Origin of the sequence: Pseudomonas sp. EL_65y_Pfl1_R83 (assembly GCF_963970695.1) — a bacterium.
GTDB classification, from domain to species: domain Bacteria; phylum Pseudomonadota; class Gammaproteobacteria; order Pseudomonadales; family Pseudomonadaceae; genus Aquipseudomonas; species Aquipseudomonas tritici.
On sequence record NZ_CAXAQI010000017.1, the window covers coordinates 118,391 to 134,399 of the forward strand.

Sequence of the window (16,009 nt, forward strand, 5' to 3'; positions counted from 1 at the left end):
ATCCTTGGCAGGAGAACACCCATGCGAATTTCTATCGGTCTGCTGATGGCCATGCTGGCCTTTGTCGCCCACGCCGAGTCGCCCGACCCGGTCGCGCTCAAGGCCCAGTTGCAGGATTACTACTTCGACGCCGCCCGTCGTGGCGACCTCGACATGCTCAATACCTTTATCGATTCCGGCTACAGCCTCAACACCCAGGATGACAAGGGCTACACCGCGTTGATCCTCGCCGCTTACCACGGCCAGGGCCCGTTCGTGGAGCGCTTGCTCAACGCCGGTGCCGACGCCTGCGTGCAGGACAAACGCGGCAACACTGCGCTGATGGGCGCGATCTTCAAGGGCGAACTGAAAATTGCCCAACGCCTGCTGTCCACCGACTGTAACCCTGACCAGCGCAATGGCGCCGGGCAGACGGCGGCCATGTACGCCGGGTTGTTCAAACGCGTCGAGCTGTTGGATGAGTTGAAAGCCAAAGGCGCCGACCTCAACGCCGAAGACCCGATCGGCAACAGTGCTTCACGATTGGCCAGCGGTGAAATCCGGACCCCGGCGCCGCGCTGAGCTATCATCGCGGTTTTTCGGTTGGAGGTTCTCAAATGGCAAAGGCCAAGCGCATGTACGGTTGCACGGAGTGCGGCGCGACCTTTCCCAAGTGGGCCGGCCAGTGCGGCGAATGCGGTGCGTGGAACACCCTGACTGAAACCATGATCGAAAGCGGCGGCGCGGCGGCCCCCACCGGCCGTGCCGGCTGGACCGGGCAACAGGCGCAGATCAAGACGTTGGCCGAAGTCAGCGTTGAAGAAATCCCGCGTTTTTCCACCGCTTCCGGCGAGTTGGACCGGGTGTTGGGCGGCGGTCTTGTGGACGGTTCGGTGGTGCTGATCGGCGGTGATCCGGGCATCGGTAAATCGACGATCCTGCTGCAAACCCTGTGCAGCATCGCCAGTCGCATGCCGGCGCTGTACGTCACTGGTGAAGAATCCCAGCAGCAAGTCGCCATGCGCGCCCGTCGCTTGGGTTTACCCCAGGACCAACTGCGGGTGATGACCGAAACCTGCATCGAAAGCATCATTGCCACGGCGCGTATCGAAAAGCCCAAGGTCATGGTGATCGACTCGATCCAGACCATTTTTACCGAGCAATTGCAATCAGCGCCGGGCGGTGTGTCCCAGGTGCGCGAGAGCGCGGCGCTGCTGGTGCGTTATGCCAAGCAGAGCGGCACGGCGATCTTCCTGGTGGGGCATGTGACCAAAGAAGGCGCGCTGGCCGGGCCACGGGTGTTGGAGCATATGGTCGACACTGTGCTGTATTTCGAAGGCGAATCCGACGGCCGCCTGCGTTTGCTGCGGGCGGTGAAGAACCGTTTCGGTGCGGTAAACGAGTTGGGCGTGTTTGCCATGACCGACCGGGGGCTGAAAGAAGTCTCCAACCCGTCGGCGATTTTTCTGACTCGCGCTCAGGAAGAAGTCCCGGGCAGTGTGGTAATGGCAACGTGGGAAGGCACTCGCCCGATGCTGGTGGAAGTGCAGGCGCTGGTGGATGACAGCCATCTGGCCAACCCTCGGCGTGTGACCTTGGGTCTGGATCAAAACCGCCTGGCGATGCTGCTCGCGGTGTTGCACCGACACGGCGGCATTCCTACCCATGACCAGGATGTATTCCTGAACGTCGTGGGTGGGGTCAAGGTGCTGGAGACCGCGTCTGACCTGGCGTTGATGGCGGCGGTGATGTCCAGCCTGCGTAATCGGCCGTTGCCGCATGACTTGCTGGTGTTCGGTGAAGTCGGCCTGTCGGGCGAAGTACGCCCGGTGCCCAGCGGGCAGGAGCGTTTGAAGGAAGCGGCCAAGCACGGCTTCAAGCGCGCCATCGTGCCCAAGGGCAACGCACCGAAGGAATCGCCGCCTGGGATCACGATTATTGGCGTGACGCGGTTGGAGCAGGCGTTGGATGCGTTGTTCGAGTAATCAGCAACACCGCAAACCAATGTGGGAGCGGGCTTAGGTTGTATTGGCTGTTAAATCTCCAGCAAAGCACCCAGCTCGCGCTCCAACTCTTCCTCGTCACCCAGGTTCAATTCGACCAGCCGCCGCAAATGGCTGATCGAGTCCAGGCCGATGTGCTGGCACACAAAGCCCAGTTGGTCACGATCCTCATGAGTCAGCCGAACCTGCATCTTGATATGGGCCTTTGGGTCCAAGCGAATATCGACGTCAAACGCCAGCGCCTTATTGCCCTTCCAATCCTCGGGGCGCTTTACCAACAAGCCCTTCAGCGACAAATCCACCAACTGCACCGGCCACTCGCGGCCGTTTTGCCGAAGTTCGGTCTTGGCATCAAAGGCGATCCGGCGAAAACGGCGGCGGTCAGACGCTTGCTCGGTCATGGTCAAACCCTCTGTAGATAGAAAGAGTGTAGCTCTGCGCCATCATCAGGCCATTTTTTCTGCTTTTTTTGCGCTGGCAAGGCTCTAGACCAACGTAGGGGGGTGGCCTTTAAGGCCAGTAGCGCTAAACTCCGGATGGCTGTCCTTTCTGTCCACCCTGGCTGGAATATAAAAATGAAAAATAATAATAGCCTGCTACGCCATCTACCCTGGCTGGTGCTGGCAATTGTAGGAGCGTGCGCCCTGGGCGTAGTGGCCTTGCGCCGCGGCGAGGCGATCAACGCCTTGTGGATTGTGGTCGCTGCGGTGGCCATCTATCTGGTTGCGTACCGTTACTACAGCCTGTTCATCGCTAATAACGTGATGCAACTCGACCCACGGCGGGCCACCCCCGCAGTGGTCAATAATGATGGTCTGGACTATGTGCCGACCAACAAACACATCCTTTTCGGTCACCACTTTGCGGCGATTGCCGGTGCAGGCCCGTTGGTCGGCCCGGTGCTGGCGGCGCAAATGGGCTACCTGCCTGGCACGCTCTGGCTGATTGCCGGCGTGGTGCTGGCCGGTGCCGTGCAGGACTTCATGGTCCTGTTCCTGTCCACTCGTCGCAACGGCCGCTCCCTGGGGGACATGGTCCGCGAAGAAATGGGCCGCATCCCTGGGACCATCGCGCTGTTCGGCTGCTTCCTGATCATGATCATCATCCTGGCGGTGCTGGCGCTCATCGTGGTCAAGGCCCTGGCCGAGAGCCCATGGGGCATCTTCACGGTGATGGCGACCATCCCGATCGCGATGTTCATGGGCATCTACATGCGCTACATCCGCCCGGGCCGCATCGGTGAAATCTCGATCATCGGCGTGCTGTTGCTGCTGGGCTCGATCTGGCTGGGCGGGCAGATTGCTGCTGATCCGGAGTGGGCCAAGGCCTTCTCTTTCACCGGTATCCAGATCACCTGGATGCTGATCGGCTACGGTTTCGTCGCGGCGGTACTGCCGGTGTGGCTGATCCTCGCGCCACGCGATTATCTGTCGACCTTCCTCAAAATCGGCACCATCATCGCCCTGGCGATCGGCATCCTGGTGACCATGCCCGACCTGAAAATGCCGGCGTTGACCCAGTTCATCGATGGCACCGGTCCGGTCTGGAAGGGCGGTCTGTTCCCGTTCCTGTTCATTACCATTGCCTGTGGCGCGGTATCGGGTTTCCACGCACTGATCTCGTCGGGCACTACGCCCAAACTGTTGGCCAGTGAAAGCCATGCCCGCTACATCGGTTACGGCGGCATGCTGATGGAGTCGTTCGTGGCCATCATGGCCATGGTTGCCGCGTCGGTGATCGAACCTGGCGTGTACTTCGCCATGAACAGCCCGGCCGCGATTGTCGGCACGGACGTGGTCACCGTGGCGCAGACCGTCAGCAGCTGGGGTTTTGCGATTACGCCTGAGGCGCTGTCTGCCGTCGCCCATGACATCGGTGAAACCACCATCCTGGCGCGTGCCGGTGGTGCTCCGACGCTAGCGGTGGGTATCGCGCAGATCCTGCACAGCGTGCTGCCGGGTGAAAACACCATGGCGTTCTGGTACCACTTTGCGATCCTGTTCGAAGCGCTGTTCATCCTGACGGCGGTGGACGCCGGTACCCGTGCCGGTCGCTTCATGCTGCAAGACCTGCTGGGGTCCTTCGTGCCGGCGCTCAAACGCACCGATTCCTGGACGGCCAACCTCATCGCGACCGCTGGTTGCGTGGCCATGTGGGGTTACCTGCTGTACCAAGGTGTGATCGATCCCTTGGGCGGCATCAACACCTTGTGGCCGCTGTTCGGTATCTCCAACCAGATGCTCGCGGGTATCGCGCTGATGCTGGCAACCGTTGTGCTGATCAAAATGAAACGCCAACGCTACATCTGGGTGACCATGCTGCCAGCCGTCTGGCTGCTGATCTGCACCACCACGGCGGGCTTCATCAAGCTGTTCGACGCGAATCCTGCGATCGGCTTCCTGTCGCTGGCCAAGAAGTACAGCGATGCCCTGGCCAACGGCCAGATCCTGGCCCCGGCCAAGAGCATCGACCAGATGCAGCACGTCATCTACAACGCCTACACCAACGCAACGCTGACGGCGCTGTTCCTGTTCGTGGTGTTCAGCATCCTGTTCTATGCGCTCAAAGTCGGCGTCGCCGCTTGGGGCAACAAAGAGCGTACGGATAAAGAAGCCCCGTTCCAGGCTGTACCGGACGCGTAATAGAGGATTGCAGCCATGTTCAATGACATCAGTCGCCTCGGTAAATACCTCGGTCAGGCCGCGCGCTTGATGGTCGGCATGCCCGACTACGACACGTACGTCGAGCATATGCAAACCAAGCACCCGGACAAACCGATGATGGACTACAAGGCGTTCTTTCGGGAACGCCAGGAAGCCCGTTACGGTGGCAAGGGTGGGCCTAAGTGCTGCTGACCCGGCACTCGGGCTTGCGGTGATCCACTGTGGGAGCGGGCTTGCTCGCGAAGGCGGTCTGTCAGTTTAGGTATGTGCTGACTGATACACCGCCTTCGCGAGCAAGCCCGCTCCCACATTTGTTTTTGTGTTCCTTCAGGAGAATTTCTTTGTCCTCTCCCATCCCCGTCACCATCCTCAGCGGCTTCCTCGGCGCCGGCAAGACCACCCTGCTGCGCCACCTGCTCAAAGCCGAGCACGGCCTGAAAATCGCGGTGATTGAAAACGAATTCAGCGACGCCGGTATCGACACCCAGCTCTTGGGCGCAGAACCGGTGCAAGTCATGACCCTGTCCAACGGCTGCGTGTGCTGCACCATCCACACCGACCTGACCAAAGCCCTCTACTTGCTGCTCGAACGTCTGGACAGCGGCGAGATCGCGTTTGATCGCCTGGTGATCGAGACGACCGGCCTGGCCGATCCGGCGCCGGTGGCCCAGACGTTTTTCATCGACGAGGAACTGCGCGAGCGCTACATCCTCGACGGCATCATCACCCTGGTGGATGCCGCCCACGCCGAGCACCACCTGACCCAGACCATCGCCCAGGCCCAGATCGGTTTTGCCGACCGCCTGCTGGTCAGCAAGCGCGACCTGGTGGATGACGCCACCTTCGACGCGCTCAGCGAACGCCTCACCCGCATCAACCGCCGTGCGCCGATCCGCGTGGTGGATCATGGCAACATCGACTTGGCGGAACTGCTCGATGTGCGTGGCTTCAACCTCAATGCTGGCATGAGCCTGCGCCCGGTGAGCGCCGCGCCGTCCATCGACCGCATTTCCAGCCTGGTGCTGCGCACTGACCAGCCGCTGGATATCGACCGTCTCAGTGAGTTCATGAACGAACTGTTGGAAGACCACGGCAAGCAACTGCTGCGCTACAAGGGCGTGCTGAACATTGCCGGGGAAGATCGACGCATGGTGTTCCAAGGCGTGCTGAAGCTCTACGGTTTCGATTGGGATACCGAGTGGGCAGAGGGTGAGGCGCGGGAGAGTGTGATTGTGTTTATTGCCGATGAATTGCCGGAAGACAAGATACGTGAAGGCTTCCAGCGGGTTTACCAAGCCTGATCTGAAAATGCACTCAAACTGTGGAAGCTGTATTTCACCGTTAAGGTGGCATAAAAAAGCCCGGCTCTTCAGCCGGGCTTCTTATTCAAGCAACCGCTATCAAGCGCCGTATACCGGCAGCTTTTTGCAGATGGCCTTGACCTTCTCACGCACCGCGTCGATCACGCTTTCGTTGTTCAGGTCAGCCAGGATGTCGCAGATCCAGCCGGCCAGTTCCTTGCACTCTGCTTCCTTGAAGCCGCGAGTGGTCACAGCTGGGGTGCCGAAGCGCAGGCCGGAGGTGACGAACGGCGAACGTGGGTCGTTGGGTACGGAGTTCTTGTTCACGGTGATGAAGGCTTTGCCCAGGGCAGCGTCAGCATCTTTACCGGAAATGTCCTGCTTGATCAGCGACAGCAGGAACAGGTGGTTTTCAGTACCGCCGGACACCACGTCAAAGCCACGGGCGATAAACACTTCAGCCATGGCCTTGGCGTTCTTCACCACTTGCTGCTGATAAGTCTTGAACTCAGGCTGCAGCGCTTCCTTGAAGCAGATCGCTTTAGCGGCGATCACGTGCTCCAGTGGGCCACCTTGGGCGCCTGGGAATACGGCAGAGTTCAGCTTCTTTTCGATCTCGGCGTTGGCGCGCGCCAGGATCAGGCCGCCACGTGGACCGCGCAGGGTCTTGTGGGTGGTGGTGGTGACCACGTCAGCGTAAGGCACTGGGTTCGGGTAGACGCCCGCGGCGACCAGACCGGCTACGTGAGCCATGTCGACGAACAGGTAGGCGCCGACTTTGTCAGCGATTTCGCGAAAACGTGGGAAGTCGAGGATCTGCGAGTAGGCAGAGAAACCGGCCACGATCATTTTTGGCTTGTGCTCGACCGCCAGGCGCTCGACTTCGTCGTAGTCGATCAGGCCGTTGGCATCGATACCGTATTGAACGGCGTTGTACAGCTTGCCGGAGGACGAAACGCTGGCGCCGTGGGTCAAGTGACCGCCGTGGGCCAGGCTCATGCCCAGAATGGTGTCGCCACCTTGCAGCAGGGCCAGGTACACGGCGCTGTTGGCTTGGGAGCCGGCGTGCGGCTGGACGTTGGCGTAATCAGCGCCGAACAGTTCTTTTGCACGGTCGATGGCCAACTGCTCAACCACGTCGACGTACTCGCAACCACCGTAGTAGCGCTTGCCTGGGTAGCCTTCGGCGTACTTGTTGGTCAGCACCGAACCTTGAGCCTCCATCACCGCAGGGCTGGTGTAGTTTTCCGAAGCGATCAGCTCAATGTGCTCTTCCTGGCGCACGGCTTCTTGCTCCATGGCGGCGAAGAGATCGGCGTCGTACTTGGCAATGGTCAAATCACGGCTGAACATGGCGGTCCTCAAGGATCGGGGGCAGAAAAGGAGGGCATTCTAACCCAGGCGCTTTTAGAAGGGGTATGAAAGGTAATCATGCGATGAAGCGCCAGCTTCAAGTTGCAAGCTGCAAGCCTCAAGTAAAAGCAGATTTGCCCTTGCTTGCCGCTTACAGCTTGCCGCTGCCCTCTTCATGGTCGATTGATTAGAGCTGTTAGCTCCAATCAATCGAACATGAAGAGGGCATCGTTACTGAACTGCGCCTCAAACCGATTCGCCGGCATCGGCCGCCCAAACAGGTAGCCCTGCACTTCATCGCAGCCATGCTCACGCAGGAAGTCCAGTTGCTCATGGGTTTCCACGCCTTCAGCGATCACCGCCAGGTTCAGGCTGTGGGCCATGGCGATAATGGCCCGGGCGATCTGTGCATCCTGCTCGCCGGACGGCAAGCCATCGACAAAGGTGCGGTCGATCTTCAACACGTCGATAGGGAATTGCTTGAGGTAATTGAGCGACGAATAACCTGTGCCGAAGTCGTCCACCGCAATGCTCAGGCCCAGGTTTTTCAGGCTGTCGAGAATATGCATGGCCTCGTTGACTTCGCGCATCAGGATACTTTCGGTCAGCTCCAGCTCCAGGCACGCCGGCGGCAGGCCAGTGTCCTTGAGGATAGTGGCAATGCGCGTGCCCAGCTGGCCGTCGGAGAACTGCCGCGCGGAGATGTTCACCGAGACTTTCGGCACGCGCACCTTGTTCTGGTGCCAGGTCTTGAGCTGGCGACAGGCTTCGCTGATCACCCAGTCGCCGACGTCCACCACCAGGCCCAACTCTTCCAGCACCGGGATGAAGTCCCCCGGCGGCACCAGCCCGCGACGCGGGTGGCGCCAGCGCAGCAGGGCTTCGGCGCCCGTCAGGCGCTTGCCGTCGCCGCTGAACTGCGGCTGGTAATAGAGCACGAATTCGTCCTGTTCCAGGGCGTGGCGCAAATCGCTTTCCAGCTCCAGGCGCTCCAGGGCGCTGGCGTTCATGTCCGACTGGTAGAACTGGAAATTGTTCTTGCCGCGCTCCTTGGCGTGATACATCGCGGTGTCGGCGTTTTTCATCAGTTGGCTCAGCTCGTTGCCGTCCTGCGGGCTGAGGGCGATGCCGATACTGGCGGTCACAAAGAATTCTCGGCCTTCTAATACAAAGGGTTTTACCAGGCTGGCGAGGATCTGCTCGGCCACATGGATCGCGCGGTTCAGCGCCATTTCACGGTTGACCCGTGGCTGCAGGAGCAACGTGAACTCGTCGCCACCCATGCGCGCCACGGTGTCGTCTTCGGCCACGCAACCCAGCAGGCGCGTGGCCATTTCCTTGAGCATACGGTCGCCGGCGGCGTGGCCCAGGGAGTCATTGATCGGTTTGAAGCGGTCGAGGTCGAGGAACATCAGCACTACCCACGACTTTTGCCGTTCGGCCGACTGCAACGCGGTGTGCAGGCGATCCTGGAACAGCGTGCGGTTGGGCAGGTGGGTCAGGGCGTCATAGTAGGCCAGGCGGTGGATGCGCTGTTCGCTGGCCTTGCGCTCGCTGATATCACTGAAAAAGCACACGTAGCTGGCCAGGTCGCCCTCATCGTCAAACACGGCAGTGATGCCGACCCACGCCGGGTAATGCTCGCCGTTACGGCGCTTGAGCCACACTTCGCCTTCCCAGGTGCTGTGCTGATGCAGTTGCTTGAGCACGTAGCGCAGGTGGGCTTCCTGCTGTTCGTCGACGGTGAGCATGTTTGGCAATTGATCGAGCACATCGCTGACCGCATAGCCGCTGACCCGACTGAACGCCTCGTTGGCCTGCACGATATAACCCGCCGGGTCGGTGATCAGGATCGCCGACGTGGAGTGCTCGAATACCGTGGCCGCCATGCGCAGGTCTTTCTCGGCGCGGCGCTGCTGGCTGATGTCGCGACCCACGCCGAGGATGCCCTCAAAGGCGCCGTGTTCGTCCCACACCAGCACCACGCGCAACTCAATCGGCACTTTGCGACCGTCGGCGCGCAGGCAATCGAACAGGAACAACTGGGTTTGAATGTCATCACGCAGCTTGTTCAGCGCCTCGGTATCGCCCAGCGCGCGGCTGACCTGCTCCATCAGGCTATAAATGCCGGTCAGTTGCTGCGGGTTGGCAATGATCGACTGCCAGCCGTTCTTGAGCACCCAATCCACGTCATAGCCCAGCACGGCATTGACCGACGGGCTGACATAGTTGAGGGCCAATTGGCTGTCGGTGGAGCAGATCACGTCGCTGATGCTTTCGGCCAGCATGCGGTAGCGCTGTTCGCTGTCGCGCAGGGATTCACTGGCTTCGATCTGGTCGGTGATGTCCTTGGCCACGCCGATGATCCGGCTGATCTGCGCGGTTTCTTCGCGGGCCAGGGCTTGTTCACGGATATCGAAACGGCGCCACTGGTTATCGCGATGACGGAAGCGCAGTTGGCAGTGCAACTGCGTGGTGTAGCCGACATTGCGCTGCTGCTGGCGCAAATCGTGGTAATGCTCGCCGTCCTCGGGGTGCAGCAGGATTTCCCAGAAGTACTCGCCCATTTGCTGCAGTTCGGCCTTGTTGTAGCCGAGGGTGTGGCCCAAATGGTGGTTGCTGAAGATCATGCGCTGGCTGATCACATCCTGCACATACAGGTGGTCGGGCACGGTGCGGACCACGTCTGACCAGAAGCTTTCCCGTTCGACCAGCGACAGCTCGATCAGCTTGCGGCTGGTGATATCGCTGATACTGAGGATCACTGCCTTGAAGTCGTCTTGTTGCTCTGGCATGCGCATCACCAGCCACAGGTATTGGTCGTTGCCGGCCACGTCCTTGAGCTGGATTTCCAGCTCCAACTGGTTCTGTTGGGTCAGGACAGCATCGAGTATCTGGTAACCGATGGACGTGGCATTGCGCGGGCAGTCATCGATCAGGCGTCCCCAGGCCTCCTCGCAGGAGCCCACGTTCAACAGGCGCACCGCCACCTGGTTGACCTCGGTGATGCGCAGCTCCTTGAGCAGTCGCTGGCGCTCGTCGGGGTTGGCCTGCATCCAGGTGTGCAATTGCTCGCGGGTCTGCAACCCGGTCTTGTCGAAGAAACCGTTCAGGCCCGACAGGTCAAGCACGCACAGGGCCACGCCGGTGCCTTCGAAAATATCCTGGTAGCGCCGCCGGCCTTCATGCACTTGGCGCTGGCGGCGCCGCATGTTCAACAGCACGATCACCGGGATCAGCGAGAACGCCAGGCCCAACAGGCATTTGCCGATAAACGCCGGCAGCAGTTGCTCCAGCACGGCGGTGCGGTCGAATAGCCCACGCAATTGCCAGTCGCTCTTGCTCAGAGGCGTGACCAGTACGCTTTTATTCAGTTCGTCCGCTGTGAGGGCGCTGGCCCACTGGGCCGGCATGCCGCTGTCACGGCTGATGACGCGGTGGTTGATGCGATTCTCGATGACCCACATCGGGCGTTGGCCCTGGCCGTCCTGGGGGGTGAGGTTGGCCAGGTAGTTGGGTGCCAGGCGCAACGCCCAGTACATCCTTGAACCGCCGCTGGGCTGGTGCAACAACAGATAGATGAGGGTGCCGTCGTCGTTGTTGCTCAGGTAATAGGACTGGGAGTGGCTGCGCTGCACGAGCTCTTCCAGCCAGGCCCCGTCCTGGCTGTCAGTGGCGCTGTCACTGATCATCGCGCCGCTGGGGGCGAGCAGGGCAATGCTACGTAGCTCCGGCAGCGAGCGCTGCAAGGTGCGCATCAAGGCCTGTTGCTGTTCGCTGTCGCGCGGTGGCTCGACCATCGGTAGTAGGTTCAGAGCGATTTTTGCGCTCAGGGCCATGTTCAGGCTGATCTGTTCTGCCAGGTCGGCACTGTAGTCGATGGTGTATTGCTGCTGGTTCTTCTGGTTTTGCTGCAACTGGTCAAGCAGTTGCCAGAACAATAAGGCGAGCAGCATGAGGACGAGCGTCGCCAATGCGCCTTTGAGGGTGCCGTGCAGGGGCGCTCCCGGCGCTATATGAGCGGCGCGCAGGGGAGTAGGCGGCGTGACTTTGGACAAGCTGTGATCCTGCGGTTTGGCTGGACTGGCGCGCGACATGCACTATAAGCCGGACGCCCGGAGGGCGGCTAGCATGCCCTGACTTGTGGCAAAGTGCCAGCCCCGCCTGGCGGGACACAAGTCAGGCACCTGTGTGGATCAGGTTGTCTGCCAAGCATGAAGGGGGGGCTGGAACCTCTGAAGGTATGGGCAGCTAATCTAATAGATAGATTTCGATACGCCCGGCCACTTAGGTTAACCTTGAGGATTCGCAATGCTATGTACAGCGCCATGACGCTACGTAGGCCTGTTCTCACTTTTTCATGAGGTCCACATTTTGGCTCAATACGTCTTCACCATGCATCGGCTGGGCAAAGTTGTCCCTCCGAAGCGGGAAATCCTGAAAAACATTTCGCTGTCCTTTTTCCCTGGCGCCAAGATTGGCGTGCTCGGCCTCAACGGTTCGGGTAAGTCCACGCTGCTGAAAATCATGGCCGGCGTCGACACCGAGTTCGAAGGCGAAGCCCGCCCGATGCCCGATCTGAACATCGGCTACCTGCCGCAAGAACCGATCCTAGACCCGACCAAGACCGTGCGCGAAGTGGTTGAAGAAGCCGTCAGCGTGATCAAAAACGCCCAGGCGCGCCTCGACGAGGTTTACGCCGCGTACGCTGAAGAAGACGCCGACTTCGACAAACTGGCGGCCGAACAAGCCAAGCTCGAAGCCATCCTGCAGGCCAGCGACGGTCACAACCTGGAGCGTCAGCTGGAAGTTGCCGCCGACGCGTTGCGTCTGCCGGCATGGGACGCCAAGGTCGAATTCCTGTCCGGTGGTGAAAAGCGCCGTGTGGCCCTGTGCCGCCTGCTGCTGTCGGCCCCTGACATGCTGCTGCTTGACGAACCGACCAACCACTTGGACGCCGATTCCGTCGCCTGGCTGGAGCATTTCCTTCACGATTTCCCGGGCACCGTGGTTGCGATTACGCACGACCGGTACTTCCTGGACAACGTGGCCGGCTGGATCCTCGAGCTCGACCGTGGCGCCGGTATCCCTTACGAGGGCAACTACTCCGGCTGGCTGGAAGCCAAGTCCGACCGTCTGGCTGCCGAATCCAAGCAACAATCGGCCCATGAAAAAGCCATGAAGGAAGAACTGGAGTGGGTGCGCAAAGGCGCCAAGGCTCGTCAGTCCAAATCCAAAGCACGCCTGCAACGCTTCGAAGAAATGCAATCGCAGGAATTCCAGAAGCGCAGCGAAACCAACGAGATCTACATCCCGGCCGGCCCACGCTTGGGCGACAAGGTCATCGAGTTCAAGAACGTATCCAAAGGTTATGGCGACCGTGTGCTGATCGACAACCTGTCGTTCTCGATGCCAAAAGGTGCGATCGTTGGCGTTATTGGCGGTAACGGTGCGGGTAAATCCACGCTGTTCCGTATGCTGATGGGCAAGGAAGCGCCGGATTCGGGCTCTATCGAAGTCGGTGAAACCGTGCAGCTGGCCTGTGTGGACCAGAGCCGCGAAGACCTCGACGGCAGCAAGACGGTGTTCCAGCAGATTTCCGACGGTTCTGACCAGATCCGCATCGGCAACTATGAAATCCCGTCGCGTACCTACGTGGGTCGTTTCAACTTCAAGGGCGGCGATCAGCAGAAGTTCGTCAAGGACCTGTCCGGCGGTGAGCGCGGTCGCTTGCACTTGGCCCTGACCCTGAAAGAGGGCGGCAACGTCCTGCTGCTCGACGAACCGTCCAACGACCTCGATGTTGAAACCTTGCGTTCCCTGGAAGAAGCGCTGTTGGACTTCCCTGGCGCCGCCATTGTGATCTCTCACGATCGGTGGTTCCTTGACCGCGTCGCGACTCACATCCTGGCGTACGAGGATGACTCCCAGGCGGTGTTCTTCGAAGGTAACTACACCGAGTACGAAGCGGACCGCAAGAAGCGTTTGGGCGATGCTGCTGCCCAGCCGCACCGTGTGCGTCACAAGAAACTGGCCTGATTGGGTCAGTGGTTTGAAAGAGCGGAGCCTTCGGGCTCCGTTTTTTTTGCGTGCTGTCTGAAAGACCTGGGTGGATTCATTCGCGAGCAAGCCCACACATTCGACCGCATTCCAGCGTTGAAACCGATCAAATGTGTGCGCGTTTGCTCGCGAGTGCGGTTTGACTGTTGGTGCATGCTCCAAGCCTGAATCCCTTTTTTGGTGCGGATAAGCGCGGTTATTTATATCTAATGCACCATTTAAATTCATAAAGGCGACATCTTGCGCTTTTCAGGTGCATGACGAGTTGCTAAGGTCGGGCTCAATCTCATTTAAAAACAATCAATCTGCCGAGACTTTTCATGATCGAATCCGTCGAATCCTTCCTCGCTCGCCTCAAGAAACGCGACCCTGACCAGCCCGAATTCCACCAGGCAGTAGAAGAAGTCCTACGCAGCCTGTGGCCGTTTCTTGAAGCCAACCCTCACTACCTGGCATCGGGCATCCTGGAGCGCATCTGCGAGCCGGAACGCGCCATTACCTTCCGAGTGTCGTGGGTGGATGATCATGGCAAGGTCCAGGTCAATCGCGGTTTTCGTATCCAGATGAACAGCGCCATTGGTCCCTATAAAGGTGGCCTGCGCTTCCACCCGTCGGTGAACCTGGGCGTGCTGAAGTTCCTCGCCTTCGAGCAGACCTTCAAGAACTCGCTGACCTCGCTGCCTATGGGCGGCGGCAAGGGCGGCTCGGACTTTGATCCCAAGGGCAAGAGCGATGCTGAAGTCATGCGCTTCTGCCAATCCTTCATGAGCGAGCTGTATCGCCATATTGGCGCGGACGTGGACGTGCCGGCCGGCGATATCGGCGTGGGCGCCCGTGAAATCGGCTTCCTGTTCGGTCAGTACAAGCGCCTGAGCAACCAATTCACTTCGGTGTTGACCGGCAAGGGCATGACCTACGGCGGCAGCCTGATTCGCCCGGAAGCCACCGGCTTCGGTTGCGTGTACTTCGCCGAAGAAATGCTCAAGCGCAATAACCAGCGTGTCGAGGGCAAGCGTGTGGCAGTGTCCGGCTCCGGCAACGTGGCGCAATACGCGGCGCGCAAGGTCATGGACCTGGGCGGCAAGGTGATTTCCCTGTCCGATTCCGAAGGCACCCTGTACGCCGAAAGCGGTTTGACCGAAGAACAATGGTCGGCCTTGCTTGAGCTGAAAAACGTGCAACGCGGGCGCATCAGCGAACTGGCCGAGCGTTTTGGCCTGGAGTTCCGCAAAGGCCAGACCCCATGGGAACTGGCTTGCGACATCGCGCTGCCTTGCGCCACTCAGAACGAACTCAATGCCGATGCTGCGCGCACCCTGCTGCGCAACGGCTGCCTCTGCGTGGCCGAAGGCGCCAATATGCCAACCACGTTAGACGCTGTGGATATCTTTATCGAGGCAGGCATTCTCTTCGCACCGGGCAAAGCCTCCAACGCCGGGGGTGTCGCGGTGAGTGGCCTGGAAATGTCGCAGAACGCCATGCGCCTGCTATGGACGGCGGGCGAAGTGGACAGCAAGCTGCACGCCATCATGCAGTCGATCCACCATGCCTGCGTGCATTACGGCGAAGAAAACGGTCGGATCAACTACGTGAAAGGTGCGAATATCGCGGGCTTTGTGAAAGTGGCCGACGCGATGCTGGCCCAAGGCATCGTCTAAGCCTCGGGCTCGATGCGCAGCACCTCGATCAACTGATCGCCGACGGGGCGCTTCCACAGCACCTCGTCGCCGACCTGAGCGCCCAGCAATGCAAGGCCCAGGGGCGAGCCCCAATTGATCAAGCCTGCACCGGCGTCGGCCTGGTCTTCACCGACCAACTGAATACGCTGCTGCTCGTCCTGATCATTGGCGAAGGTCACCCAACTGCCGATCTGCACCTTATCGCTGGAAGTGGCCGATGCGACCACTTGGGCGCTCTGCACCCGTTGGTTGAAGTAACGCAAATCCCGTTCAAGGTCGGCCTGGCGTTGTTTGTCAGCGTGCTCGCCCTTGGCGGATTCTGCGCTGTGTTCCTGCTGCAACTGCGCAACCTTGGCCTGCAACTGCGCTAACCCTTGCGCAGTTAGGCGGTTGGGCTGCTGGCTCACTTGACGCTCCACCGGCGGGTCGGCCTGGTCGGCGGCGTTGTCCTCGTTTACAAAAGCTCGGCTCATGGAGTTCTCCCTCTATGGAGTTTGGGCCATGTTCGCCGTGCATTAGTTTCGATGGATGTCTGAAAGCGACCTATTGCGAGCGATAGGCCCTGGCGGCGTCGCGGTCTTTCTCGTGCTGCCAGGCGCGCTCTCGGTCATCCCAGTGGTTGTCCTTGTAGTTTCGCAACTCTTCGTTTTCACGCATGGCCTTGCACTGGCGAAAGCCATCCTCCCAGCCTTCGGCGTATTGCCGATCCTTCAGATAGCGCGGTACATTTTTGCGAAACTCCCCGGTAATCACCCCGGCAGCCTGGCGACCGCTGCTGCAGCCATCGTCAAAACCGTCGGCAAAAGCCGGTGGATACCCCTTGGCCAGCAAATCCTGATGGGTCGTTTGACAACCCGCCAGCCACACCACCGCACACAGCAATAACGCAAACCGCCACATGGCGTACTCCCTGGCCGTTTCACGGCTGATAGGGAGAGTCTAGAAGGGGATTTGTCAGGGCGGTGTGAAAG

At 60.0% G+C, this 16,009-nt stretch carries 12 protein-coding genes; 7 read left to right on the forward strand and 5 right to left on the reverse strand.

Annotated elements, in window-relative coordinates:
- Positions 1-21: 21 nt before the first annotated feature.
- Positions 22-561: an ankyrin repeat domain-containing protein gene (locus tag AACY08_RS22355; RefSeq protein WP_339471433.1), complete on the forward strand. Its 540-nt coding sequence runs from the start codon at positions 22-24 to the stop codon at positions 559-561.
- A gap of 35 nt (positions 562-596) precedes the next feature.
- On the forward strand, positions 597-1,964 hold the full coding sequence (gene radA, locus AACY08_RS22360) for a DNA repair protein RadA (protein ID WP_099584746.1): 1,368 nt from the start codon (positions 597-599) through the stop codon (positions 1,962-1,964).
- A gap of 50 nt (positions 1,965-2,014) precedes the next feature.
- Here the strand turns inward: radA and AACY08_RS22365 are convergent, their stop codons facing one another.
- Positions 2,015-2,383, reverse strand: a complete 369-nt coding sequence (locus AACY08_RS22365; RefSeq protein WP_339471434.1) for a PilZ domain-containing protein — start codon at positions 2,381-2,383, stop codon at positions 2,015-2,017.
- Between the two features lie 174 nt (positions 2,384-2,557).
- Here AACY08_RS22365 and AACY08_RS22370 point away from each other — a divergent pair, with 174 nt between their 5' ends.
- From AACY08_RS22370 to yjiA, 3 genes are all read left to right on the forward strand, one after another.
- The gene (locus tag AACY08_RS22370) at positions 2,558-4,624 is read left to right on the forward strand and encodes a carbon starvation CstA family protein (RefSeq protein WP_339456786.1); all 2,067 of its coding nucleotides are present in this window, start codon (positions 2,558-2,560) and stop codon (positions 4,622-4,624) included.
- Between the two features lie 15 nt (positions 4,625-4,639).
- Positions 4,640-4,837: a YbdD/YjiX family protein gene (locus AACY08_RS22375; RefSeq protein ID WP_003176208.1), complete on the forward strand. Its 198-nt coding sequence runs from the start codon at positions 4,640-4,642 to the stop codon at positions 4,835-4,837.
- A 149-nt stretch (positions 4,838-4,986) separates the two neighbouring features.
- The gene (gene yjiA, locus AACY08_RS22380) at positions 4,987-5,946 is read left to right on the forward strand and encodes a GTPase (RefSeq protein WP_339471435.1); all 960 of its coding nucleotides are present in this window, start codon (positions 4,987-4,989) and stop codon (positions 5,944-5,946) included.
- Positions 5,947-6,045: 99 nt separating this feature from the next.
- Here the strand turns inward: yjiA and glyA are convergent, their stop codons facing one another.
- A complete protein-coding gene (gene glyA / locus AACY08_RS22385) occupies positions 6,046-7,299 on the reverse strand; it encodes a serine hydroxymethyltransferase (RefSeq protein WP_339471437.1) in 1,254 nt (417 codons plus the stop codon).
- 206 nt (positions 7,300-7,505) lie between these two features.
- Positions 7,506-11,357 carry a sensor domain-containing protein gene (locus AACY08_RS22390; protein ID WP_339471438.1) on the reverse strand — a complete coding sequence of 1,284 codons (3,852 nt, stop codon included), beginning with the start codon at positions 11,355-11,357 and terminating at the stop codon, positions 7,506-7,508.
- A 316-nt stretch (positions 11,358-11,673) separates the two neighbouring features.
- On the opposite strand from AACY08_RS22390, the gene ettA reads away from it, so the two are divergent.
- Together ettA and gdhA are read left to right on the forward strand one after the other, a co-directional pair.
- Positions 11,674-13,338, forward strand: coding sequence for an energy-dependent translational throttle protein EttA (ettA, locus tag AACY08_RS22395; protein WP_339436780.1), 1,665 nt, complete (start codon positions 11,674-11,676; stop codon positions 13,336-13,338).
- A 341-nt stretch (positions 13,339-13,679) separates the two neighbouring features.
- Positions 13,680-15,017 (forward strand): NADP-specific glutamate dehydrogenase, encoded by a 1,338-nt coding sequence (gene gdhA, locus AACY08_RS22400; RefSeq protein ID WP_339471439.1) that lies wholly within the window; start codon positions 13,680-13,682, stop codon positions 15,015-15,017.
- On the opposite strand, the gene AACY08_RS22405 is transcribed toward gdhA, so the two are convergent.
- Both AACY08_RS22405 and AACY08_RS22410 read right to left on the reverse strand, forming a co-directional pair.
- Positions 15,014-15,511 carry a GreA/GreB family elongation factor gene (locus AACY08_RS22405; RefSeq protein ID WP_339471440.1) on the reverse strand — a complete coding sequence of 166 codons (498 nt, stop codon included), beginning with the start codon at positions 15,509-15,511 and terminating at the stop codon, positions 15,014-15,016. The two genes, gdhA and AACY08_RS22405, sit on opposite strands and share 4 nt — an antisense overlap.
- 70 nt (positions 15,512-15,581) lie before the next feature.
- Positions 15,582-15,938, reverse strand: coding sequence for a hypothetical protein (locus AACY08_RS22410; RefSeq protein WP_339416807.1), 357 nt, complete (start codon positions 15,936-15,938; stop codon positions 15,582-15,584).
- Positions 15,939-16,009: the final 71 nt, after the last annotated feature.

Coding starts and splice junctions, on each gene's coding strand:
- AACY08_RS22405 (WP_339471440.1), bottom strand. CDS start 15,511: ATGAGCCGAGCTTTTGTAAACGAGGACAACGCCGCCGACCAGGCCGAC.
- AACY08_RS22355 (WP_339471433.1), top strand. CDS start 22: ATGCGAATTTCTATCGGTCTGCTGATGGCCATGCTGGCCTTTGTCGCC.
- radA (WP_099584746.1), top strand. CDS start 597: ATGGCAAAGGCCAAGCGCATGTACGGTTGCACGGAGTGCGGCGCGACC.
- AACY08_RS22410 (WP_339416807.1), bottom strand. CDS start 15,938: ATGTGGCGGTTTGCGTTATTGCTGTGTGCGGTGGTGTGGCTGGCGGGT.
- AACY08_RS22370 (WP_339456786.1), top strand. CDS start 2,558: ATGAAAAATAATAATAGCCTGCTACGCCATCTACCCTGGCTGGTGCTG.
- AACY08_RS22375 (WP_003176208.1), top strand. CDS start 4,640: ATGTTCAATGACATCAGTCGCCTCGGTAAATACCTCGGTCAGGCCGCG.
- AACY08_RS22365 (WP_339471434.1), bottom strand. CDS start 2,383: ATGACCGAGCAAGCGTCTGACCGCCGCCGTTTTCGCCGGATCGCCTTT.
- gdhA (WP_339471439.1), top strand. CDS start 13,680: ATGATCGAATCCGTCGAATCCTTCCTCGCTCGCCTCAAGAAACGCGAC.
- glyA (WP_339471437.1), bottom strand. CDS start 7,299: ATGTTCAGCCGTGATTTGACCATTGCCAAGTACGACGCCGATCTCTTC.